The sequence below is a fragment of the Pleomorphomonas sp. PLEO genome (assembly GCF_041320595.1).
Taxonomy (GTDB): Bacteria; Pseudomonadota; Alphaproteobacteria; order Rhizobiales; family Pleomorphomonadaceae; genus Pleomorphomonas.
The window spans coordinates 3,308,044-3,331,704 of record NZ_CP166625.1; the positions used below are offsets into that span (position 1 = coordinate 3,308,044).

22 protein-coding genes are annotated in these 23,661 nt (G+C 62.1%); 13 read left to right on the forward strand and 9 right to left on the reverse strand.

Annotated elements, in window-relative coordinates:
- The first annotated feature begins 26 nt into the window (after positions 1–26).
- Complete coding sequence (gene cysE, locus AB6N07_RS15310) at positions 27–887, forward strand: serine O-acetyltransferase (protein ID WP_370673946.1); 861 nt, start codon at positions 27–29, stop codon at positions 885–887.
- A 74-nt stretch (positions 888–961) separates the two neighbouring features.
- Here the strand turns inward: cysE and AB6N07_RS15315 are convergent, their stop codons facing one another.
- From AB6N07_RS15315 to AB6N07_RS15330, 4 genes are all read right to left on the reverse strand, one after another.
- On the reverse strand, positions 962–2,242 hold the full coding sequence (locus tag AB6N07_RS15315; RefSeq protein ID WP_370673947.1) for a TRAP transporter large permease: 1,281 nt from the start codon (positions 2,240–2,242) through the stop codon (positions 962–964).
- On the reverse strand, positions 2,242–2,778 hold the full coding sequence (locus AB6N07_RS15320; RefSeq protein WP_370673948.1) for a TRAP transporter small permease: 537 nt from the start codon (positions 2,776–2,778) through the stop codon (positions 2,242–2,244). The genes AB6N07_RS15315 and AB6N07_RS15320 overlap by 1 nt, the downstream gene beginning before the upstream one ends.
- 94 nt (positions 2,779–2,872) lie before the next feature.
- Positions 2,873–3,784, reverse strand: a complete 912-nt coding sequence (locus AB6N07_RS15325) for a TRAP transporter substrate-binding protein (RefSeq protein WP_370678250.1) — start codon at positions 3,782–3,784, stop codon at positions 2,873–2,875.
- 195 nt (positions 3,785–3,979) lie between these two features.
- On the reverse strand, positions 3,980–4,795 hold the full coding sequence (locus tag AB6N07_RS15330) for a 2-keto-4-pentenoate hydratase (RefSeq protein WP_370673949.1): 816 nt from the start codon (positions 4,793–4,795) through the stop codon (positions 3,980–3,982).
- 185 nt (positions 4,796–4,980) lie between these two features.
- Between AB6N07_RS15330 and AB6N07_RS15335 the strand changes: the two genes are divergently transcribed.
- The 5 genes from AB6N07_RS15335 to AB6N07_RS15355 all read left to right on the forward strand — a co-directional run bounded on the left by AB6N07_RS15335 (position 4,981) and on the right by AB6N07_RS15355 (position 10,457).
- Positions 4,981–5,661: a GntR family transcriptional regulator gene (locus AB6N07_RS15335; RefSeq protein ID WP_370673950.1), complete on the forward strand. Its 681-nt coding sequence runs from the start codon at positions 4,981–4,983 to the stop codon at positions 5,659–5,661.
- Between the two features lie 151 nt (positions 5,662–5,812).
- A complete protein-coding gene (locus AB6N07_RS15340; protein WP_370673951.1) occupies positions 5,813–7,291 on the forward strand; it encodes a rhamnulokinase family protein in 1,479 nt (492 codons plus the stop codon).
- Between the two features lie 358 nt (positions 7,292–7,649).
- A complete protein-coding gene (locus AB6N07_RS15345; protein WP_370673952.1) occupies positions 7,650–9,746 on the forward strand; it encodes a carbon starvation CstA family protein in 2,097 nt (698 codons plus the stop codon).
- Entirely contained in the window at positions 9,712–9,942 is a 231-nt protein-coding gene (locus AB6N07_RS15350) for a YbdD/YjiX family protein (protein WP_370673953.1), read from the forward strand. The genes AB6N07_RS15345 and AB6N07_RS15350 overlap by 35 nt, the downstream gene beginning before the upstream one ends.
- Positions 9,943–10,076: 134 nt before the next feature.
- Positions 10,077–10,457, forward strand: coding sequence for a rhodanese-like domain-containing protein (locus AB6N07_RS15355; protein ID WP_370673954.1), 381 nt, complete (start codon positions 10,077–10,079; stop codon positions 10,455–10,457).
- A gap of 12 nt (positions 10,458–10,469) precedes the next feature.
- On the opposite strand, the gene AB6N07_RS15360 is transcribed toward AB6N07_RS15355, so the two are convergent.
- Positions 10,470–12,146 carry an alpha-glucosidase gene (locus AB6N07_RS15360; RefSeq protein ID WP_370673955.1) on the reverse strand — a complete coding sequence of 559 codons (1,677 nt, stop codon included), beginning with the start codon at positions 12,144–12,146 and terminating at the stop codon, positions 10,470–10,472.
- 283 nt (positions 12,147–12,429) lie between these two features.
- Here AB6N07_RS15360 and AB6N07_RS15365 point away from each other — a divergent pair, with 283 nt between their 5' ends.
- The 3 genes from AB6N07_RS15365 to AB6N07_RS15375 all read left to right on the forward strand — a co-directional run bounded on the left by AB6N07_RS15365 (position 12,430) and on the right by AB6N07_RS15375 (position 15,227).
- Positions 12,430–13,404 carry an aldo/keto reductase gene (locus AB6N07_RS15365; RefSeq protein WP_370673956.1) on the forward strand — a complete coding sequence of 325 codons (975 nt, stop codon included), beginning with the start codon at positions 12,430–12,432 and terminating at the stop codon, positions 13,402–13,404.
- Positions 13,405–13,514: 110 nt separating this feature from the next.
- Positions 13,515–14,291 (forward strand): SDR family NAD(P)-dependent oxidoreductase, encoded by a 777-nt coding sequence (locus AB6N07_RS15370; protein WP_370673957.1) that lies wholly within the window; start codon positions 13,515–13,517, stop codon positions 14,289–14,291.
- Between the two features lie 45 nt (positions 14,292–14,336).
- A complete protein-coding gene (locus tag AB6N07_RS15375) occupies positions 14,337–15,227 on the forward strand; it encodes an NAD-dependent epimerase/dehydratase family protein (RefSeq protein WP_370673958.1) in 891 nt (296 codons plus the stop codon).
- 28 nt (positions 15,228–15,255) lie between these two features.
- On the opposite strand, the gene AB6N07_RS15380 is transcribed toward AB6N07_RS15375, so the two are convergent.
- A complete protein-coding gene (locus AB6N07_RS15380; protein WP_370673959.1) occupies positions 15,256–16,176 on the reverse strand; it encodes a LysR family transcriptional regulator in 921 nt (306 codons plus the stop codon).
- A gap of 177 nt (positions 16,177–16,353) precedes the next feature.
- Between AB6N07_RS15380 and AB6N07_RS15385 the strand changes: the two genes are divergently transcribed.
- Complete coding sequence (locus AB6N07_RS15385; protein ID WP_370673960.1) at positions 16,354–17,016, forward strand: HAD family hydrolase; 663 nt, start codon at positions 16,354–16,356, stop codon at positions 17,014–17,016.
- A 27-nt stretch (positions 17,017–17,043) separates the two neighbouring features.
- Here AB6N07_RS15385 and AB6N07_RS15390 read toward each other — a convergent pair whose 3' ends face one another.
- The 3 genes from AB6N07_RS15390 to AB6N07_RS15400 form a co-directional block, all read right to left on the reverse strand.
- Positions 17,044–17,841: an ABC transporter ATP-binding protein gene (locus AB6N07_RS15390; protein WP_370673961.1), complete on the reverse strand. Its 798-nt coding sequence runs from the start codon at positions 17,839–17,841 to the stop codon at positions 17,044–17,046.
- Positions 17,838–18,719, reverse strand: coding sequence for an ABC transporter permease (locus tag AB6N07_RS15395; RefSeq protein WP_370673962.1), 882 nt, complete (start codon positions 18,717–18,719; stop codon positions 17,838–17,840). Before AB6N07_RS15395 ends, AB6N07_RS15390 begins: the two co-directional genes overlap by 4 nt.
- Positions 18,720–18,869: 150 nt before the next feature.
- A complete protein-coding gene (locus AB6N07_RS15400; protein WP_370673963.1) occupies positions 18,870–19,823 on the reverse strand; it encodes an ABC transporter substrate-binding protein in 954 nt (317 codons plus the stop codon).
- Between the two features lie 266 nt (positions 19,824–20,089).
- Between AB6N07_RS15400 and AB6N07_RS15405 the strand changes: the two genes are divergently transcribed.
- From AB6N07_RS15405 to AB6N07_RS15415, 3 genes are all read left to right on the forward strand, one after another.
- Positions 20,090–20,962, forward strand: a complete 873-nt coding sequence (locus AB6N07_RS15405; protein WP_370673964.1) for a DeoR/GlpR family DNA-binding transcription regulator — start codon at positions 20,090–20,092, stop codon at positions 20,960–20,962.
- On the forward strand, positions 20,959–21,666 hold the full coding sequence (locus AB6N07_RS15410) for a class II aldolase/adducin family protein (RefSeq protein WP_370673965.1): 708 nt from the start codon (positions 20,959–20,961) through the stop codon (positions 21,664–21,666). The genes AB6N07_RS15405 and AB6N07_RS15410 overlap by 4 nt, the downstream gene beginning before the upstream one ends.
- Before the next feature lie 61 nt (positions 21,667–21,727).
- Entirely contained in the window at positions 21,728–23,500 is a 1,773-nt protein-coding gene (locus tag AB6N07_RS15415; RefSeq protein ID WP_370673966.1) for an L-fucose isomerase, read from the forward strand.
- Positions 23,501–23,661 lie beyond the last annotated feature (161 nt).

Sequence of the window (23,661 nt, forward strand, 5' to 3'; positions counted from 1 at the left end):
AAGTTAGCTGCGTGCGAGTGACGACGATGGACAGAGCGCCGAGACTGCGGACGGGAGAAGTCGCAAATGGCCGTTCGGCGGCCATCGATCTTTACTGGCATCGTCTCAAGAGCGAGGCGGAAGCTGCCATGGCCCGCGAGCCGGCGCTCACCTCTCTTCTTGTTTCCACCATCCTGGAACAGCCTGACCTGGCGACGGCGCTTGCCAGTCGTCTCGGCCAGCGTCTCGCCGGTGACGAGCTTCCCCCTGAAATGATTGCCCGGACGGTGCTGAAGGTGATCGACGCCGAGCCGACCATTCTCGACGCCGTGCACGCCGATCTGAAGGCGGTGGTCGAGCGCGATCCGGCGTCGGGCCGGCTGATCGAGCCTTTCCTGTTCTTCAAGGGCTTCTCAGCCATCGAGACGCATCGCATTGCCCATCATCTTTGGCGGGCGGGCCGACGCGACATGGCACTGGTGCTCCAGAGCCGTTCGTCATCAGTGTTCCAGACCGATATTCACCCCGGTGCCACCATCGGGCAGGGCATCTTTATCGATCACGCCACTGGTGTGGTGATCGGCGAAACGGCCGAGATCGAGGACGAAGTATCGATCTTGCAGGACGTGACGCTCGGCGGCACCGGTACCCATACCGGCAAGCGCCATCCGACCATCCGCACCGGTGTGATGATTGGTGCCGGCGCGCAGATCTTCGGGCCCGTCGAGATCGGGGCTTATTCCAAGATCGCCGCCGGCTCGCTGGTGACGACAACGGTGCCCGCCCACTCAACGGCGGTCGGTACGCCGGCCCGCATCATTTTCGGCGACGCACCCGGTAACCCGGCCCGCAACATGGACCAGATGCTCACCGAGCGCGATTATTCGGCCTTCACCTGGGTGATCTGAGATATTCAATCGCCGTGAATTCCAAAAAGGGCGGCCCGAATTGACGGACCGCCCTTTTCTCGACGGTGCCACGCTCAGCGGAAGAGGTGCGGCAGCCACAGGGAAGCGGCGGGCACGTAGGTCACGATCATCAGCACCACGAAGGCGGCAAAATAGAACGGCCAGATGGTGCGGACTGCCTGCAGGATAGGGATCTTGGCGATGGCGCAGGTGACGAACAGCACCGAGCCCACCGGCGGCGTGCATAGGCCGATACCGAGGTTGAGGATCAGGATGGCGCCGAACTGCACCGGGTCCATGCCAAAGGCAGTGACCACCGGCAGGAAGATCGGCGTGGTGATGATGATCAGCGGCGCCATATCCATAAAGCAGCCGAGCACCAGCAGGATCAGGTTCAGCAGCAGGAAGATGACAATCGGATTGTCGGACACCGCATGCATCGCCGCGACCATCGCCGCCGGCACTTGCATCAGCGCCAGCAGCCAGGCAAACGACGCGGCCGAGCCGATCACCATCAACACCATGGCGGTGGTGCGCACGGCGCCCAGCGTTGCCTCCCGGAAATCGTCCCAGCTCATTGAGCGATAGACCAGCAGCGTGACGAGCAGCGCGTAGATCAGCGCAATGCAGGAACTTTCCGTCGCCGTGAAAATGCCCGAGCGGACGCCGCCGAAAATGATGGCAATCAGCAGTATGCCGGGAATGGCGTTGAAGACGATTGGGCCGATGGCTCGCCAGCCGGGAAAAGTCTCCGCCGGATAGCCGCGACGCCGGGCCACCCAGTAGGCGGCGACCATCAGCGACGCGGCAAGCATCAGGCCGGGAATGACGCCGGCGGTGAACAGGTCGGCGATGGAAATGGTGCCACCGGCCGAGATCGAATAAATGATCATGTTGTGCGATGGTGGGATCAGCAGCGCGATGATGGCGCCGACCGAGGTGATGTTCACCGCATAGTCAACGTCATAGCCGCGTTTCCTCATCTGCGGGATCATCAGGCCGCCGACGGCCGATGCATCGGCGACAGCCGAGCCGGAGACGCCGCCGAACATGGTCGAGGCGACGATGTTGACCTGTCCGAGGCCGCCGCGCATGTGCCCGACCATTGAGGCGGCCAGCCGTACCAGCTTTTCGGCGATGCCACCGCGTACCATGATGTCGCCGGCGTAGATGAAGAAGGGGATGGCCAGGAGCGCGAAGGCGCTGATGCCGGAATTGAGCCGTTGCACGACGATGACTGGCGGCATGCCCATATAGAGAATGGTGAACAGCGACGAGATCGCCAAGCAGAAAGCGATCGGGGTGCCGAGTACCAAGAGGCCCACGAAGGAGCCGAACAGGATCCAGAGTTCCATCAGGCGGCGTCCTTCGGCAGCGAGGCTTCCAAAACGTCGGCTCCGGGAGCACCGGACCCGCAGTGCATGTTGATGATCCGCTCGATGGCGAACAGCGTGAACAGCAGTCCCGAACAGGTCAGTGGCAGGAAATCGGTGGCGCCGGTGATGCCGAGGCCGGGGATCAATGTGTCCCATGTCCTGGCCGCGAGTTCGAAGCCGTACCAGGAAATGAACAGGCCAAAGATGGCGATGAGCGCCAGCGAAATGGTGTCGAGCAGGCGATTGACCGACGGTGGCGCCACATAGCGCAACAGATCAAGCCCGAGATGAAAGTTTTCTCGAACGCCGACGGCTGCGCCCAGGAAGATGAACCAACCCATCAGTTGGATGGCCATCGGCTCGGCGAAGGTCAGAGAGAAATTGAGAACATAGCGACTGAATACCTGGGCACCGACGATCGCCGTCATCAGCACCAGGGCGGTGCCGGCTGCCGCCAGAGCCAGTTTGGCCAGCCTGTCGACCAGACGGGAAAGGAGAATATGCTGGGTTGTCATGGCATCACCGCGATCCTGACGAGCCGGGTACCGCCCGGCCGTGACCGGGCGGCGGATGGATGTTCGGGCCGGACTCGCCGGCCCGTGGTCCCGGTTATTCAGTTGCCTGGATGCGAGAGACGAGGTCCTTGAGTTTCGGATCGGTGATGAATTTGTCGTAGACGGGCTTCATCGCATCAATGAACGGCCCCTTGTCGATCGGGGAGATGATCGAACCGGCTTCGCGCACCTTAGCTTCCGACGCCTTCTCGCGGGCTGCCCACAGCTCGCGCATCTTGGGAACGCTGTCCTTGGCCGCCTGGCGGATGACCGCCTGATCCTCGGCCGAGAGCTTGTCATAGCTGGTCTTGGCCATGACCAGCACTTCCGGCTGCAGCGAATGCTCGGTCAGTGTGTAGTACTTGGCGACCTCGAAGTGGCGTGAGGACTCGTAGGAGGGCCAGTTGTTTTCGGCCCCGTCGATGACGCCGGTCTGAAGACCTGAGTAGACTTCGCCGAACGGCATCGGCGTCGGATTGGTGCCCATGGCCTGAGCGGTCGCCACCCACATGTCGGACTGCTGCACGCGCAGCTTCAGGCCCTTGAGGTCGGCGATGGAGGCGATCGGCTTCTTGGTGTAGATCGAGCGGGCACCGGAGTCGTAATAGGCGAGGGCGATCAGACCCTTGGCCTCGAACGCCTTCAGGATTTCCTCGCCGATCGGCCCGTCGACGACGTGGTGCATGTGGTCGACCGACTTGAAGACAAAGGGCAGACCGAGCACCGAGGTCTCGGGCACGACGTTGTTGAACTGGGCGGTGGAGACGCGGTTGAAGTCGATGACGCCGAACTGCGTCTGCTCGATGGTGTCCTTTTCCGAACCGAGAACGCCGTTATTGAATTCCTGGATCTTGATGCGCCCGCTGGTCCTCTCCTCGACCAGCTTGCCCATGTAGATCACCGCCTCGACGGTGGGATAGCCATCCGGATGAATGTCGGCGGCCTTGAGGGTGACCGTGTCGGCCATGGCGGTGCCGGCGAACCCGAAGGCTCCAATGACACCGAGAATGCAGGTGAGCTCCCTTTTCATGTGTTCCTCCCTTTAGCGGCTATGGTTAGTCGCTTCGCCCGCGGTCGTGGCTGGCGGGCACAGCCCCCTCGGATCTTCGCCATGGCTCCTCAACCAGGACGGCAGCTCCGTTTCCCCAAAGCAGACGGTCGGTCAAAGACCGGCCGGTGTCGCGGCGACAACTTCGATGTCGCAGGCGGTAGCGCCGGAAAACTCGATGCGCCCTTTGTCGCCGGGCATGACCTGATGAATGCCGGTGGTCATGCCGGTCAAAACGATGTCGCCGGCCCGTAGATGTCTGTTACGGGTCAACAGGTGCTCGGCCAGGAACTGAAGGGCAGCGAACGGCCCCCCCATGACATTGGCGGCCGAGCCTTCGCCGGCAACGTTACCATTGATAAGCATGCGCGAGGTGAGCGCCGACAGGTCGGCGTCACGCCAGCCGGTGACTTCCGGCCCGACAACGGCGCCGGCGTTGTTGCCGTGATCGGATGCGATGGCGGTTGGTCCTAGATCGTTCAGAGTCGCCAGCGGGCTGGACGCGATTTCCGAACCGGCATGCAGGCCTGACAGCGCTTGCTTGATGGCGTCAGCGGTGAAGGTACCGTCGACCGGTAAAAGATCGCGGCCAAAGACCGCGACGAATTCGGCTTCCAGCGCCGCGAAGCCACCGACAAACACTGGTGCACGCGCTGCGCCGCCGGTCGGCAGGTAATGGACGTTACCAGCCATAATGGGGCCGGCGAGACGGTTGGCACCGAGGCCTTCACGCAGATCGGGGCGAATACCGGCAATTTTCCAACCGGCGATTGCGCGGCCATCAAGGGCAATGGCACGCTCTTGCACGCGATAGGCGTCGGCTAACGTGTTGGGCTGGACGCGGGGAAAGGCACCGAGCGCGATGGCGGCACGGCGCGCCTCGACGAAACGCGAGGCGATAAAGTCGACGTCTTCTTCTTGCAAATGCATGCCTGCCACTCTCCCTGGCTGTCGGCACACCAGCATTTCGTCGGCCCGAGGCAATCTCGTCTTCCACTTGGTGCCTGACGAAGGATGGCGTTTCCACTACCATACTGATGTGGTATGGCAGCTGTCGAGTAAGAAAAGCGGCATGCAGACTATTTGCCTGCCGCCGCAAAGGCGGGTGTCAGAAGATGACGGTCGTTCTCCCGGACAGTTCCGAGGATTCGGCGGCGAGGCGTGTCGAGCGCGAGCTGCGCAAGGCAATCATAACCCTCGAGATCCAACCCGGTGCGTCGCTGTCCGAGAAGGAACTCGCCGATCGCTACGGCGTGTCGCGTCAGCCGGTACGTGAAGCGCTGATCAACCTGGGCAATGCCGGTCTGGTCGGGATTTTGCCAAGGCGCGGCACCTTTGTGGTCAAGATATCACTCGACCTGATGCGGCAGGCCCGCTTTGTCCGCGAGTCGGTCGAGGTGGCGGTGGTGCGCCGCGCCTGCGCGTCGTTTGATCCGGAGGTGCGTCAACGGATAGACGGCATTCTTGCCCGGCAGACCGATCTTGCCGCCGAGCGGTCGCATTACGCGTTCCAACGAGAGGACGAAGCCTTTCATGCGGCTCTCGCCGAGGGGGCCGGCTTTCCAGCAGCCTGGGCAACGCTTGAGACCATAAAGGCGCATATGGACCGAGTCTGTCACCTGACCTTGCCGCTCCCCGAGACGCTACCCAAGGTGGTGGATGAACATCGGCGAATTGTTGATGCCATCGACGATCGCGACGCGGATCGGGCGGAGGTGGCACTGAAGGTTCATCTCGACGGGATTCTTAAAGCCCTGCCCAGGGTGCGCGAGCAATTCGGGTTTCTCTTCGCCTGACGCGGTTGTACTGACATTTGAAACATGAGGCCGCGTGTTCGGAATGATTTTTTCTGCGAAAAATTGATACCTTCTGCTAAAAGTCGACGACTTCATTGACGGCGCGGGTCTCCCGAAACTAGGTTTGCCGCGGTGAGGGCGGAGGACAGTCATGTCGCGGGGGAAGCAGCCGACGCATGTCGCGGCGGTCGATGTCGGCGCCGGTAGCGGCCGTGTCATGTTGGCGACGTTCGACGGCGACCGTATCGAACTCGCAGAGGCCCATCGGTTCGAGGCTCGGCTCGGGAACGACCCGGTCACCGGATATGACTGCTGGGACAGCGAGACGATCGTCCGGGAAATCCGTCTTGGGATCGACAAAGCCGAGGCCATGGCGCCGATCGACAGCGTTGGTTGCGACACCTGGGGTGTCGATTACGTGCTTCTCGACGAGAAACTACGTCAGGTCGGCCTTTCCGTTGCCTATCGTGATGACAGAACCGCCGGGCTGATCGACGAGGTGACCGCGATCATGCCAGCGGCTGAGATCTATCGGCGCACCGGCATTCATTTCCAGCCCTACAATACGCTTTATCAGCTGCGCGCTACCGCCAAGGAGCATCCCGACTGGCTGGCTGCCGCCCGACATCTTTTATTCACGCCCGACTATCTCCATTTCCGCCTGTCCGGCGTGATTGCCAACGAGTATTCGATTTCCACCACCTCGCAGCTTCTGTCGCTTGCGACGCGCGATTGGGATCCGGATCTGCTGGCGTTGGCCGGCGTTCGGCCGGGCCTCATGAAGACGCCGGTCGAACCGGGGACCACGCTCGGACCGATGACCGGCCGCGATGGACGACGGCCGGTTCTGGTTATCGCCCCGGGTGGCCACGACACCGCGTCGGCCGTTGCAGTGGCACCGCTCGGCGGTCCAGACGAAGCCTTTCTGTCGTCGGGTACCTGGTCGCTGATGGGGATCGAGAGTCCCGTTCCCTACGTTGGCGATCTGGCGCGCGGTTTTAATATCGGCAACGAGGGCGGGGTTTGTGGCCGCTACCGCGTGTTGAAGAATCTTATGGGCCTTTGGCTGATACAGCGGGTGCGCAAGGAATTCGGTCAGCCAGCCTTCAGCGATCTCGTTGCCGCCGCCGCGGCGGCGCCTGCCTGGGCAAGCCTGATCAACCCAGACGATCCGCGCTTTCTTAACCCAGCCTCAATGACGGGTACGATCCGAGCGCTCGCCGCCGAACACGGCGAACCGGTGCCGGATGGTCTGGGCGCGGTTGCCCGGACAGTATTCGACAGCCTCGCTCTCGATTACGCCCGGGTGAAGGATGAACTCGAAGCGCTGACCGGGCGACTGCTTACCCACGTCCGCATCATCGGCGGCGGATCGCAGAATGGTCTTCTCAATCAACTAACGGCCGATGCCTGTGGCATCCCCGTCAGCGCCGGTCCCGTTGAAACCTCGGCCCTCGGCAATGCCGCGCTTCAGATGATGGGGCTGGGCGTGATCGGATCGCTTGAGGAAGCGAGGAGCATCGTGCACCGGTCGTTCGGCGTGACCGAAATCGCGCCGGCAGCTATCGTGCCGTCTAGCGTTCGCGATCGCTTCCGGGTGATTGTTGAGGCAACGCCCGTCGTTCACTGAGGCGACTAACCGCCGTTTATCTTGTCTGAAATCGGCAAAGACTCCGTATTGGTCATCCTATTTGCTAAGGGAAACCGCTCGCGTTAACCGTTTCTTCACCTTGTCGTGAAGGTTGGGATACAATAATCCAATCGAGTTCGCATCGTTACAGTGAAGCGGAAGGCTGCCTTGGGAGTGGGAGCCGTCCTTGTTCGTTGGTTCGGAATCCTGGGGAGGAGGAGGAACGAGCGGGAAGGCGGCGAACTTGGTGGGGTTCAAAGCGAAATCGATCTTTTAACGCCCGGCATACCGTGCCGTGCAATGGTTTGGCTTGCCCGCCACGCCGTCTCCCTCGACGAGTCTTCGTCGGGAGGAAAAGATGTCAACAGTCGCCAAGATGCCCCGGTCTCCGGGCGAGTGGCTTGTCTGGATACTGATCGCTGTCGTCGGCGCCATCGCCCTCGGCGTCTTGGCGCTGAGCCGCGGCGAGACGATCAACGCGCTGTGGCTGGTGGTCGCGGCCGTTGCCTGCTATCTCGTCGCGTTCCGCTTCTATGCGCTGTTCATCGTCAGCCGCGTTCTCGGTGCGGATCCCGCTCGGCGGACGCCGGCCGTACGCCATAACGATGGCCTCGACTACGTCCCGACCGACAAATACGTGCTGTTTGGGCACCATTTCGCCGCCATCGCCGGCGCCGGTCCGCTAGTCGGTCCCGTGCTCGCAGCTCAAATGGGGTATCTGCCGGGCACCATGTGGCTGATCGCCGGGGTGATCTTCGCCGGTGCGGTGCAGGATCTCCTGATCCTGTTCGCGTCGACCCGTCGCGATGGACGCTCGCTTGGCGACATGATCAAGACTGAACTCGGTCCGGTGCCGGGCATCGTTGCTTCGATCGGCATCCTGATGATCATGATCATCCTGCTTGCCGTGCTGGCCCTCATCGTCGTCAAGGCGCTGGCCGGCAGTCCGTGGGGCACTTTCACGGTGTTTGCCACCATCCCGATCGCCGTCCTGATGGGGCTTTACAGCCGCTTCTTCAGGCCCGGACGCATCGGTGAAATGAGCGCCATCGGCGTCGTGTTGCTGCTGCTCGCCATCATCTTCGGCCGTACGGTGGCCGAGAGCGAGACGCTGGCGCCGCTGTTCACTTACAAAGGTGAAGCGCTGGCCCTCATCCTGATCGGCTACGGCTTCGTTGCCTCGGTTCTACCAGTGTGGTTCCTGCTGGCGCCGCGCGATTATTTGTCGACCTTCCTGAAGATCGGCACCATCCTGGCGCTGGCCATCGGCATCGTCTTCGTGATGCCGGAGATGAAAATGCCGGCGGTGACGAAGTTCATTGATGGTACGGGGCCGGTGTTCTCCGGCAACCTGTTCCCGTTCCTGTTCATCACCATCGCCTGCGGCGCCATCTCGGGCTTCCACTCGCTGATCGCCTCGGGCACCACGCCCAAGATGATCGAGAGCGAGAGTCAGTTCCGCTTCATTGGCTATGGCGCGATGCTGATGGAGAGCTTCGTCGGCATCATGGCACTGATTGCCGCCTCGGTGATCGAGCCGGGTGTCTACTTCGCCATGAACACCGCGCCCGGCGTCATCGGCACCACCGCCGATCAGGCGGCACAGGTGATCTCGGCCTGGGATCCGCTCTTCACCGTCACGCCGGACATGCTGACGGAGATGGCAAAGAACGTTGGCGAAGCGACCATACTTTCGCGCGCTGGTGGCGCGCCGACGCTGGCTGTCGGTATGGCGCACATCCTGTCGGGCGCGCTCGGCGGCGTGGCGCTGATGCCGTTCTGGTATCATTTCGCCATTCTGTTCGAGGCGTTGTTCATCCTGACGACGGTCGACGCCGGTACGCGCGTCGCCCGCTTCATGATCCAGGATCTGCTCGGCACGGCTGTCCCCGCCTTCCGCCAAACCCACAGCTGGCCGGCCAATCTTATTGCCACGGCAATCGCTGTCGCGGCTTGGGGTTACTTCCTCTACCAAGGCGTGGTCGATCCACTCGGCGGCATCAATACGCTGTGGCCGTTGTTCGGCATTGCCAACCAGATGCTGGCGGCCATCGCGCTGGCCTTCGGCACGGTGATGCTGTTCAAGATGAAGCGGCAGGCCTACGCCTGGGTGGCGTTGGTGCCGCTTGCCTGGCTTTCCGTCTGTACGCTGACCGCCGGCTGGCAGAAGCTGTTCGATGGTCGCCCGGCGGTGGGTTTCATCGCCCAGGCCAATCGCTTCTCCAAGGCGATTGCCGACGGCACCGTCCTGGCCCCGGCCAAGACCGTGGAGGACATGCAACGCGTAGTCTTCAACCAATGGGTCGATGCGGCGCTGACCGCCGTGTTCATGATCATCGTCGTCGGCATGCTGGTGTTCGGCGTTCAGGCGATGCTGAAGGCGCTGCGCCAGCAGAAGCCAACCGCGAGCGAGGTGGGTGATGACCTGTCAGGTGTGCGGCCTCAAGCTACCTGATCCGCGTGAGGTGGGTCTCAAACTTGTCCAGACGGCGCGTCTGATGGTCGGCGTTCCCGATTACGACACCTATGTCGCCCATCGGGCTGCCAACCATCCGGATGATCCGGTGATGACGCGGGAAGAGTTCTTCCGCAACAGCCAGGAACGCCGCTACGGCGGTGGCTCCACCGGCGGTGTGTTCCGCTGCTGCTGACCGAGGGCATCTCGACTACGGCGCCGGCTTCTTCCTTCCGGGAAAAGCCGGCGCCGTTATTTTGCCGACGGCACTTGCGACTGTGACTTGATGGTCCCCATGTTTCCGCAGGGGCAAGGCAAGAGGAGTGAACGATGCGTCTCGCAGCTCTGGTGTTTCTCGGCGGTCTCGCATCGATGTTTGCTGGGCCAGTTCTCGCCGGCGAGGTCTTCAGCTTCGATCAGGTGCGGGCAGGGCTCAATTCCAATCGGATTCATCTCGTCGACGTTCGCGAGGTCGATGAGTTCGCGGTCGGCCATGTGCCGGGCGCGGCCAACCTGCCGCTTTCCACGTTCAAAGCCGAACAGCTACCGCCGCCATCGGAAATCCCGGTGGTGCTGATGTGTCGGTCCGGTCGCCGGGCAGGCGAAGCGTTGGCCATCGCCGAAGCTGCGGGGCGCGCCGACGTCGGAATCTATCCCGGCAGTATGATCGAGTGGACGGAGAAGAACGGCCCGGTTGTCGCCGGGCCGTAAGCCGGCATTTCCTCAGCGGCTGTAGCGGTGGACGCGCGCCTCCCAACCTGCAAGGCGGTTGCTCTCCGACGACTTGGCGAGATTACCGAGCAACTGTTCGCCGACCTCGATGCCCGCTGGCAACTCGACGTCGATCGTCTCGCGCGAAAAGTTGAGAAGAACGAGCAAGGCTTCGTCGCCGAGCGCCCGCGTGTAGGCGAACAGATGCGGATGCGCCGGCGCGAGATCGACGAAGTCGCCGTAGACGAGGGCAGGATGCGCTCGGCGCAAGTCGGCGAGCTTGGCATAGTGGTGATAGACCGAGCTAGGGTCGGCGAGCGCGGTCTCGGCGTTGATCTCGGAATAGTTGGGATTGACGGCGAGCCAAGCCTTGCCGGCGGTGGTGAAGCCACCGTTCGGCGCGGCGCTCCATTGCATTGGCGTGCGGGCGTGGTCGCGGCTGGTGCGTGCCATGCCCTGGAGGAAGTCGGCGGCCGGTACCCGCCCGGTCAACACTTCAGCCTTCCAGGCATTTCTGACGGCGATGTCGTCATATTGCTCGACGGAGGTGAAGGGGTAGTTGGTCATGGCGAGTTCGTCGCCCTGGTAGATGAAGGGCGTCCCATGCAGGGTCATCAGCATGGTGGCCAGAAGCTTGGCCGACGGTACGCGCCAAGGCTCGGCCTCATCGCCGAAGCTGCTGACGAGGCGGGCGTTGTCGTGGTTGGACAAGAAGATGGTGTTCCAGCAATGGGGGCCGGTACTTTCCTTAAGGCGGCTGTAGACCGCCTTCAGTTCCGGCAAAGTCCATGGTCTGTAACGAAAACCATCGTGACAGAGACGTACGGCATCGAAGTTGAAGATCATGTTCAGCTCGCCGCGCCGCTCGTCGACCAGATCGGGCGTCTGCTCGGGCGTGACGCCGAAAGCCTCACCCACCGTCATCACGTCATATTCCGATAGAACCTCGCGGTTCATCTCCTGCAGGAATTCATGCAGGCGCGGGCCGACGGCATGGTAATACTCGGTATGCTCGCGATGCTCCGGCGGATAGTCGGGGAAGGTCTGTTCCTTGGAAATCATCGGGATGACGTCCATGCGGAAGCCATCTACGCCCTTGTCGAGCCAGAAGCGCATGAGGTCGTAGACCTCGGCGCGTAGCTTGTCGTTTTCCCAGTTTAGGTCGGGCTGCTTATCGGCGAAGAGGTGGAGATAATATTCGCCGGTCGTCGGATCGAGCGTCCAGGCCGAACCAGAGAAATAGGAGCGCCAGTCATTGGGCGGGCCTTCACCGCGACCCGGGCGCCAGATGTAATAGTCGCGATAGAGATTGTCCTTCGACTTGCGGCTTTCGACGAACCAGACGTGTTCATCCGATGAGTGGTTGACGACAAGGTCGACGATAAGACGCATGCCGCGCGCTTTGAGGCCAGCGAGCAAGGCGTCGAAGTCTGCCATGGTGCCGAACTCGGCCATGACCTTGCGATAGTCGCGAATATCGTAGCCGTTGTCGGCGTTCGGCGAATCGTAATGCGGACTTAGCCAGACGACGTCGATGCCGAGGCCTTTGAGATAGTCGAGGCGCGAGATGATGCCCGGAATATCGCCGATGCCGTCGCCGTTCGAATCCTGAAAGGAGCGCGGGTAGATCTGGTAGACGACCGCCTCCTTCCACCAACGGCGGCTGATAGTCTCTTCGTTTTCCGACATGGCTTTCTCCCTTGGCGCGTCTATCTGGGGCCTTCCTTTATAAGGTGCAACCTAGCAAAAACGATTCATTATCCCGAGGCGGAATTGGGTACGGCTGGTGCTTCGGGTGACATAAAAGCCGCGAACGTGACATCCAAAGCGCATTGGGTGGTGTTTTGTTTCAATCGGCTTGATCAATCTTATCTCGATAATCCATTTGACGGATCAAAGCGGTGACGATTGATTGTCTGCTCGAAAAGAGAGACATCGGGCGTTGCCGATGGTCGCCAGGGAGGAAATCGCCATGCAATACGCCCGATTCGGAAAGTCTGGCCTTGAGGTCAGCCGCATTTGCTTCGGTTGCATGTCCTTCGGCAGGGTGATGGAGGAGCGTCCCTGGGTGCTGGGTCTGGATGAGGCGCGGCCGCTGTTCCGCAAGGCCTGGGACGCTGGCATCAACTTCTTCGATACCGCCAATGTCTACGCGGCTGGCTCCAGCGAAGAGATCACCGGCGCCGTCCTCAAGGAATTGGCGCCACGCGAGGAATATGTGCTGGCTACCAAGGTGTTCTTCCCTATGCGGGAGGGGCCGAACGGTCGGGGCCTATCGCGCAAGGCTATCCTCGGCGAGATCGACAATAGCCTGAAGCGGCTCGGCACCGATTACGTCGATCTCTACCAGATCCACCGCTTCGACCCCTTCACGCCGGTCGAGGAGACCATGGAGGCTCTCCACGACGTGGTGAAGGCCGGCAAAGCGCTGTACATCGGCGCCTCCTCGATGTTCGCCTGGCAGTTCGCCAAGATGCAGCATGCAGCCGAACTCAACGGCTGGACGAAGTTCTCGTCGATGCAGAACCAAGTGAGCCTCGTCTATCGCGAGGAAGAGCGGGAGATGCTGCCGCTTTGCCGCGATCAGGGCGTCGCCGTCATTCCGTGGAGCCCGCTCGGTGGTGGCAAGCTCACTCGCCCTTGGGGCACCGAGACCAAGCGCAACACCACCGACCGTCATAACAAGGGCATGTACGATCATACCGAGGGCAACGCGCCTGAGGTCGTAGCCGCCGTGGAAAAGGTTGCGAAAGCGCGGGGGCGGTCAATGGCCGAGGTGGCGCTCGCCTGGGTACTGCAGATCAATGGCGTGACGTCACCGATCATCGGCGTCAGCAAGATGGGCCACCTCGACGACGCCATTGCCGCCGTCGATCTCGAGTTGAGTCCGGAGGAAGTCGCCGCCCTCGAGGCGCCCTATCAGACCTTCATGGTCAGGTCTGTTTGAAGCGGTATAGCCGGCTTGCCCATGGACAGCGGTGACCAGACGGGCTTTGCTTGTTCGGCTCGGCCCAATGGGCGAGGCCCATAAGGCGATCTGCTTTCACGGAGGCTCTGATGACCAAGCCACTCAGCATTCCCGATCTCACCGGTAAGGCCGTGCTCATCACCGGTGCGTCCTCCGGCATTGGCGCGGCGTTGGCGCGTGCTTTTGCCGAACAGGGCGCATCGGTGGGCGTCCATTACAATTCGTCCGCCGCCGCGGCCGAAGCGCTCTGCGCCGACATCCGCGCGGCCGGGGGCAAGGCAACGCCGGTACACGGCGACGTCACGAAATCGGCCGAGATAACCCGGGTCGTCGAGGAGACGGCCATGGCATTCGGCCGGCTCGACGGCCTCGTCAACAATGCCGGTGGCATGGTGGCGCGTATGCCCTACGCCGCTTTCGACGAGGCAGCATTCGAGGAGATCATTGGCCTCAATGTCCGCTCGGTGCTGGTGGCCTCGCATGCCGCGTTGCCCTTCCTCAAGGCGCAGCAGGGGTTCGTCATCAACACCACGTCGATCGCCGCTCGCACCGGCGCCAGCCTAGGGGCCGGTCCCTATGGTTCGGCCAAGGCCTTCATCGAAAATGTGACGCGCGGCATGGCCAAGGAATTTGCGCCCTTCGGCGTCCGCGTCAATGCGGTGGCGCCCGGCATCGTCGAGACGCCGTTCCACGAGCGCTATTCCGACCAAGCCTATCTCGAAGCCATGCGCGCGACCATTCCACTGCAACGTCTGGCCAAGCCAGAAGACATGGCTGGGCCATACCTGTTCCTCGCCTCGGCGGCGCTGTCCGGGTACATGATCGGTCAGGTGCTCGAGGTGAACGGCGGACAACTGATGACCTGACGCGCCGCGGCATGAGCCGGCGGTGGACAGTTTGCGGAGAGAAAAATGGGTAGCAAGATCGTCTTCACTGGCGGCTCGGGCAAGGCCGGCAGTCATGTCGTACCTTATCTCAAGGGCAAGGGGCACGACGTCTTCAACCTCGATCTCAAACCGCTTGACTGCCCCGGAGTGACGACGCTTGCCTGCGATCTGACCGACAGCGGGCAGGTCTACAGCGCGCTCTCCATGCATTTCGATTTCGACAGCCTCGCAAGCGGCTCGCGGCCGGTGCTGCCGGATGCCGTAGTGCATTTCGCAGCCATACCGCGCATTCTGCTGACGCCGGATAATCACACCTTCGAAACCAACGTGATGTCGACCTACAATGTGATCGAAGCGGCGATGAAGCTCGGCGTCCGCAAGGTCATCATCGCGTCGAGCGAGACCACCTACGGTGTGTGCTTTGCCGAGGGTGACAAGGACTTCCATGAGTTTCCCTTGACCGAGGCCTACGACACCGACCCGATGGACAGCTATGGTCTCTCCAAGGTGGTGAACGAGAAGACGGCCCGTGCCTTTGCCATGCGTTATGGCGCTGACATCTACGCGCTCAGGATCGGCAACGTCATCGAGCCAGACGAGTACGCCAATTTTCCCGGCTTCATGCAAGATCCGCTGACGCGCAAGCGCAATGCCTGGAGCTATATCGATGCCAGGGATCTCGGCGAGATCGTCCATCTCGCTGTTGGCAAGGATGGGCTCGGCTTCCAAGTGTTCAATGCCGTCAACGACACGATCACGGCGCACGAGCCGACCGGCGTGTTCCTCAAGAAAGTCTGCCCGAACACGCCGCACAGCCGCCCGCTCGTTGGATACGAGGCGCCAATCTCCAACGAAAAGATCCGGACCGTGTTGGGCTTCAAGGAGCAGCACGACTGGCGGAAGTACGCGAGCTGAAGAATGACTGTGGAAGGAAGAGGTAGCCTCAGGCGGCTTTCTCTTCCTCCGTCTCGACGCTACGGGCGGCGATCAGCAGGTCCATGAAGGCCTTCGGTGCGCCGTCGAGAATAATCTCGTCGCCACCACCTGACAGCGTGGCCACAGCCAGTTCCCAGCACATCTGCGGCTCGGTGAGACGGATGACGCCGAGCGTTTGAGCCGCTGCCTCGGCAATTGCCTCGGGCACCAGTGCGATGCCAAGGCCGCGCGACACCAGTTCGATCAGCGTGCCGAGGTCGTTGACCTCGAAGGCAACGCGGCGCTCGACGCCGGCATGCCGGAATCCGGTGTCGACGAGTTGACGCGTGCCCCAGGCCTGTTCGAAGTCGACAAAGGGCTCGTCGCGGAAAGCCGACAGCGGCACATCGGTGCGGCCGGCCAGTGCATGGTCCTTGGCCGAAATGGCAACCAGATACTCGCAGGCAATCATCTTGGTGGCGATACCGCGCGGCGCTTCGATCAGCGGCACTATGGCAAGGTCGATAGTGCCGGACCGGATCTTGTCGATGAGGTGATCGGCGTTGCCCTGGCAGAGGCGAACCTCGATGCCTGGATAAAGTTCGTGAAACGAGGCAAGCAGGGCTGGTAGGTCAACGAAGGCCGGCAGGCTCTGCACGGTGCCAATGGCAAGCCGCCCCCGTGTCAGGCCCTGCACGGCGGCAACGGCGTCGCGTGCCTCGCGCACCGCTTCGATGGCGAGGCGCGCCTTGTCGAGAAAGACACGACCGGCTGTGGTCAGCTGTACCTGGCGGGTGTTGCGCGTGAACAGCTTGGTAGCCAGTTCTTCCTCAAGTGCGCGGATCGAGGTGGAGAGTGCCGACTGCACGATGTTGACGCGACGGGCGGCGCGGGTGAAGTGCATTTCCTCGGCGACGGCCACGAAATGCTGAAGTTGGCGAAGTTCCATTTAGATCCGCTTTATTGTGCTTTTGGCGAGATCAATACAGCCCGCCCGTTCTGGGTGGAAGATTAAAAGTCAGGCAGTTCGGTCTGTCAAATGCGCGTCGCGCCGCTGGACCCGCCAGGATGTGCGGTGTATGCAAAACCGCTTCAAAATCGATGTTGTGCCCGGAGTCTTTCATTCATGTTTTCACATGCCCTGCTGTTCGACATGGATGGAACGCTGACCGACAGCGACCGCTTCCACCACGAGGCCTTCGTGGAATTCGGCAAGGCCTACGGCGTTAACATCGATGAGCCGACCTTTCTCAAATATGTGTCCGGACAGGCCAATTCGCTGATTTTCAAAAACCTTTTCCCACATGTCGCGGTGGAAGAACATCCGCGCCTTGCTGACGAAAAGGAAGCGCTGTTCCGCCGGCTGATCGTCGGCCGGCTCCAGCCGATCGATGGATTGGTCGACGTGCTCAACTGGGCGGTGGAGCACAAGGTGGGATTGGCCGTGGTCTCCAACGCGCCGCGTCCCAATGTCAGCGACATGTTGGCGCAGCTCGACGTTGCCGAATACTTCCATACCACCGTCATCGGGACCGAGCTGGAACGCGGCAAGCCGGATCCGCTGCCTTACCTCACTGGTTTGCAGCGCCTCGGTGTCTCGGCCGACCGGGCGATCGCCTTCGAAGATGCCCCCCCGGGGATCAGGGCGGCGCATGCCGCGAAGATATTCACGGTGGGGCTGACCACCACACTCGACGAGGCGACGGTGAAGACCAATGGCGCTGACATCGCCGTTCCGAATTATCGGGCGCCGGCGTTGTGGGAGGCGATCGAAAGGGTGATCGGGTAGAAGAGGGCGGGCAAAGCCACCCTCGGATCATTCGGCGATCAGCAGTTCATCGTCGTCCAGTGTTTGGCCACGGACGCGGCGGAACATGTCGATGAGGTCTTCGACCTCCAGGTTGCGGCGGTTGTTGCCCTCGACATCGAGTACGATCTCGCCGCCATGCAACATGATGGTTCGGTCGCCATAGTCGAGCGCCTGTCGCATTGAATGCGTCACCATCAGCGTTGTCAGCTTCTTGGCGCCGACGATCTTCTCGGTGAGCTTCATGACGAACTCGGCCATGCCTGGGTCGAGGGCGGCGGTGTGCTCGTCGAGCAGCAAGACGTTGCAACCGGCCATCATTGCCATGACCAGCGATACGGCTTGCCGCTGACCACCCGACAGCATGGCCATACGGTCGGTCATGCGATTTTCGAGGCCAAGGTCGAGTTCGGCGATCCGCTCGCGGAATAGTTTGCGGCGGCTATGGCCGAGTGCCAGCTTGAGACCCCGCCGCTGACCGCGTTTGTGGGCGAGCGCCAGGTTCTCTTCGATCGAGAGCGCGCCGCAGGAGCCGGCCAGCGGGTCCTGAAAAACGCGAGCGACTCGGCCAGCGCGAGCGGCGGTCGGTAGTTTCGTGACGTCGGCATCGCCGATGCGCACGCTTCCCTCGGTGGGGATAACGTCGCCGGCCAGTACGCCGAGCAAGGTCGATTTTCCGGCGCCGTTGGAGCCGATGACGGTGGTGAAGGCGCCTTCCTTGATGGTGAGCGAGACGCCCGACAGCGCTTTCTTTTCGAGCGGAGTCCCGCGGCCGAACACGACGTGGATGTTGTTGAGCGCGATCATGACGAGAGCACTCCTCGCTTGAGGCGTGGCAGCACCAGCGCGAAGGTAACGAGTACGGCGGTGACGAGGTTGAGGTCCGACGCCTGAAGGCCGAGCGAGTCGCTGGACAGTGCCAGTTGAATGGCGATGCGGTAGAGAATGGAACCGACGACGCAGCCGATCAGCGCGATCAGTATGCGGCGCGTGCCGAACAGCGTTTCCCCGATGATCACCGCCGCGAGTCCGACAACGATGGTGCCGACACCGGCGGTAACATCGGCAAATCCGTTGGTCTGGGCGAACAGTCCACCGCCAAGCGCCACCAGCGCGTTGGACAGGGCGATGCCGAGATAGATCTGGCGGTCGGTGTTGATACCCTGGGCGCGGGCCATGCGGGGGTTGGCGCCTGTGGCGCGCATGGCGAGTCCGGCATCGCTTTCGAGATAGCGCCAGACGACGATGAGCGCCACGATGGCCAGTACCAGAAGGAACATCGGCCGGACCATGAAGTCCCGGAAACCATGTCCGTAGAAGGGGGTCAGCATGGTGTCGACGGAGAGCAGCGCTACGTTCGGCCGACCCATCACTCTGAGGTTGACCGAGAACAGGGCAATCATGGTCAGGATCGACGCCAGCAGGTTCAAGATCTTGAAGCGGACGTTGAGCGTCGCCGTGACAAGACCGGCTGCTGCTCCGGCAATCATCGCCACTAAGGCGGCTAGCCAGGGATTGATGCCCGCCATGATCAGCACCGCCGTTACGGCCGCGCCAAGCGGGAAGGTGCCGTCGACGGTAAGGTCGGGGAAATCGAGAATGCGGAAGGCGAGATAGACGCCGAGCGCGACGAAGGCGTAGACGAGGCCGAGTTCGACGGCCCCCCAGAGGGCGATTTGGCTCACGCGCAACAATCCTTGTGCTGGATATTCCGAACTAATGTTGCCAGTTGGCGGAGCTGCACAGGCGGTGGAACGGGATATCCCGGCCGGTGTCGACCGGCCTTTTCTCGGAGACGCGCCCCTCCGTGATCGCAGCGGGGCGCGACGCCCTGATTATTCGATGACCTTGGTGGCACGGGCGACCAGAGCCTCGGGCAGCGTCACGCCCATCTTGGCGGCGGCCTTCTTGTTGACCACGAGGTCGGTGCCCTTGGCGACGGTGGCCGGAATGTCGCCGACCGTCTCGCCCTTCAACACGCGGACCACGATGGCGCCCGTCTGCTTGCCGACGTCATAATAGTTGAAGCCAAGGGCGGCGACTGCGCCGCGCGACACGCTGTCGGTATCGGCGGTGAACAGCGGCAACTTGGACTCCTCGGCAACGCCGACGGCCGATTCCAGCGCGGATATGATCGTGTTGTCGGTCGGGACATAGATGGCGTCGACCTTGCCGACCAGGGCACGCGTTGCGCCTTGTACCTCGGCGGTTTTGGTGGCGGCGGATTCGACGATCTCGATGCCGGCCTTGTCGGTTTCAGCCTTGAGGGCAGCCAGCAACGACACGGAGTTGGCCTCACCGGAATTGTAGAGGAAGCCAAGCTTCTTCACATTCGGCAAGATTTCCTTGATGAGGGCCACATGCTCCGCCACCGGCGACATGTCGGAGAGGCCGGTGATGTTGCCGCCCGGCTTGTCCATACTCTTCACGAGCTGGGCGCCAACCGGGTCGGACACTGCCGAGAAAACGATCGGAATATCGCGCGTGGCGGCCGCGACGGTCTGAGCCGACGGGGTCGAAATCGGCACGATCACGGTCGGGCCTTCGCCAGCGAACTGGCGGGCGATCTGGGCGGCTGTGGCCGCGTTACCCTGCGCCGACTTGTAGACGAAGGTAAGGTTTTCGCCTTCCTTATATCCCGCGGCGGCCAAGGCGTCCTTGACGCCGTCGCGAACGGCGTCAAGCGCCGGATGCTCGACGATGGCGGTCACATCGACCGTTACGTTCTCGGCATGAACCGGCAGGACCGCCGCGACGCTGGCGGCGAGAGCAAACAACAAGGCACGCATCAAACTTCCTCCGTCACGGTCTTCGGCCGGATTTTTGGCCGGGGTTTTGGACGGTCTTAGGTAATCCCGGTGAGTGAATCAAGCACGGGGAATGCCGAGTGTGCACGAATTGATCGTCTTGCCTGGTCTTTGCGACGAAAAGCGCCGTGCAATGCCCTTTGGATGGGCTCAATGCCGAGGCTTTTGGCATAATTCCACTCCCCTGATAAATATTGCGCATGGATGAAATGTTTTGACCAAAACTGCGACGCATCGGATTGACGCTTTTGGGGGTCTCGACATATGGTCTCGACATGCTGAAGGAAGAGCGTTTCAACCTGATCCTGAAGGCCGTCGAAGGGCGCGATGCCGTGTCCTACGAGGAGCTTTTGACAATGGTCGACGCCTCGGGTGCCACGCTGCGCCGCGACGTCGACCAGCTCTGCGACGCCGGGCGCATTCGTAAGGTCCGTGGCGGCGTGGCGCCGCTGATGGCGGCTGGCCGGCCGCTCGCTTCCTATTTTTTCGGCGTGCAGGCGCAGCGCGCCGCCGCGGCCAAGGAGGCCATTGCCAGCCGAGCCGCCGCGCTTGTGTCGACGCCCGACACACTGATCCTTTATGGCGGCTCCACTGTGGCCCGTTTTGCGGAAATGCTGCCGGCCGTCGGTCTGACGGTGTTGACGGACTCGCTGCCGGTGGCCAACCATCTCGCCTTCAAGACCGACAATCGGGTCTTCCTCACCGGGGGCGAGGTACTGGCCCAGCAGGGCATCGTGCTCAGCCCCTTCGATGATCCGCCGGCCTTCCATGTTGCCGCCAGCACCTTTTTCATCGGCTGCCACGCCGTTGGCCCGGCGGGCATCATGGAGGACGATCCGTTGCCGCTTCGGGCGGCGCGGGCGTTGCGCCGCCAAGCGGCGCGGTTAGTTGTGCTGGCCGACAGCACCAAATTCGGCGAGGCGCGCAGCCTAGTGGTGTTTCCACTTGCCGAGGTCGACGTGTTCGTGACCGACGAGGGAATTTCCGACGGCGACCGGCGCATGCTGGAGGACGCCGGTGTGGAGGTGCTGATCGCACCGCTCGATCGGGAAAACCGGGAAGTATCTCCGGCGGAAGGGGCGGCCGATCCGTCCGCGCCTCAGGAGGCGACCAGCAAATGACATCCAATCTTGATCTCCGGCAGGAGATGATCGCGACCTGTCTTAGAATGAATGCCGTCGGGCTGAACATTGGCGCGGCGGGCAATCTCAGCGTCCGGGTCAACGGTGGATTGCTAATCACCCCCTCCGGCATCGCCTATGATCGAATGCAGCCCGAACAGATCGTCGAGATGGATTGGGACGGGCGCTACTACGGCGATTATGTGCCGTCGTCGGAATGGCGTTTCCACTTTGACATCCTGAAGGCACGGCCAGATGTCGATACCGTCCTACACAGTCACGCCACCAATTGTTCAATCCTTGCCTGCTGTCGCCTCGATATTCCGCCGATCCACTACATGATCGGCGTTTCGGGCGGCGACGTGGTGAAGTGTTCGGGCTACGCGCCCTTCGGAACGGCGGAATTGTCGGTGGAGGCGCTGGCAGCACTTGAGGACCGGACGGCTTGCCTTCTTGGCAATCACGGTGTCATCGCCCTGGGCAAGACGCCGGCAAAGGCTTTTTCGGTTCTCGAGGAAGTCGAGAATCTGGCGCGGATCTACATCGGTACGCGCATGCTGGGTGGTGGTGTGATCCTCGGCAAGGATGAGATGACGGTCGTGCTGGAACGCTTCAAGAGTTATGGCAAGCAAGCCGGCGAGGTCGATCCTACACTCAAGAATAAAGTGGAGCCGCCGCCGCATGGCGGACCGAAGCGCCTCTGAAGCCGGACCGGGGAGGTCGGTGCGGGGACTGGGGAGAGCACGGGTTGTAAGGGAGAGAGACATGAACGGCGTTTTCAAGAATCTGCCGAAGCTCGGCATCCGCCCGACCATCGACGGTCGGCGCAATGGCGTGCGCGAGAGCCTCGAGGAGCAGACGATGGGCATGGCGAAGGCCGTGGCCGAGCTGATCACCTCGACACTGCGCCATCCGACCGGTGAGCCGGTGGAATGCGTGATTGCCGACACCACCATTGGCGGCGTTTCGGAGGCGGCGGCCACGGCCGAAAAGTTCGCCCGCGAGAACGTTGGTGTTTCACTGACGGTGACGCCGTGCTGGTGCTACGGCTCCGAGACCATGGACATGGATCCGCTGATGCCCAAAGCGGTGTGGGGCTTCAACGGTACCGAACGCCCGGGCGCCGTCTATCTTGCCGCAGTGCTGGCCGCCCATAACCAGAAGGGTTTGCCGGCCTTCGGCATTTACGGCTCGGAAGTGCAGGACGGCTCGGACCGGACGATTCCCGGCGACGTGCGCGACAAGATCCTGCGTTTCGTTCGCGCCGGTATCGCGGTCGCCACCATGCGCGGTCGCAGCTATCTCTCCATGGGCGCCGTGTCGATGGGCATTGCCGGCTCGATCGTCGACGCCGATTTCTTCCAGCGCTATCTCGGTATGCGCACCGAATATATCGACATGAGCGAGTTCCAGCGCCGCCTGCAGCTCAACATCTACGATCCCGTCGAATATGAGAAGGCGCTCGCCTGGACGCTTGAACATTGCAAAGAGGGTTTCGACCCCAACGGCGACAAAGCGTCCGACGCGGCACGCAAGCGCTCAGAGTGGGAAACGTCGGTCAAGATGTGCCTGATCGCCCACGACCTGATGGTGGGCAATCCGCGCCTTGCCGAACTCGGATATGTCGAAGAATCCTGCGGCCATCATGCCATTGCGGCCGGCTTCCAGGGCCAGCGGCAGTGGACCGATTTCATGCCCAACGGTGACTTCATGGAGACCATGCTGAACACGTCGTTCGACTGGAACGGGCCGCGTCAGCCTTTGATCCTGGCCACCGAGAACGACTGCCTCAATGGCGTCGGCATGCTGTTCGGCAATCTTCTGACGGCGCGAGCGCAGATCTTTTCGGACGTGCGCACCTACTGGAGCCCGGAGGCCATCAAGCGCGTCTCGGGCCATACGGTTGAAGGGTCGGCGGCGGGTGGCCTTATCCACCTCATCAACTCGGGTGCCACCTGCCTCGACGGCGCCGGCGAGATGACGGTCGACAACAAGCCCGGTATCAAGCCGTTCTGGGAAGTGACAGAGGCCGACCAGCAGCGCACTCTCGAGGCGACGCACTTCTGCCAGGCTAACCACGGCTATTTCCGGGGCGGCGGTTGGTCGACCGACTTCGCAACGCGCGGCGGCATGCCCGTCACCATGACGCGGCTCAGCCTCGTCGCCGGTATCGGCCCGGTGCTGCAGATCGCCGAGGGCGAGACGGTGGCGTTGCCCGAGCGGGTGCACGACATTCTGGACAAGCGGACCGACCCGACGTGGCCGACCACCTGGTTTGCGCCGCGCCTGACGGGGGAGGGGCCGTTCAAGTCGGTCTATAAGGTGATGGCAGCCTGGGGCGCCAACCATGGTGCCATTTCCTATGGCCATATCGGCGCCGATCTGATCGCGCTTGCCGCCATGCTGCGCATTCCCGTTGCCATGCATAACGTCGATGAGGAGACGATCTTCCGGCCTAGCGCTTGGGCGATGTTCGGCATGGATCCGGAGGGCGCTGATTTCCGCGCTTGCGGGACGCTCGGGCCGCTCTACGGCTGAAAGAATAATGGAGCGGACAAGTGAGCCATGGCGGGTGTGCTCGCCATGGTTTCTCGCTCGCGTCTGGTGCGCAGACACACGAAAAAGACGCGACTCGTAGAGCATCGTGCACTGGATTTCTTTGCTTATGCGTCAACTTACCCAGCCGAACGGGCTCTCGC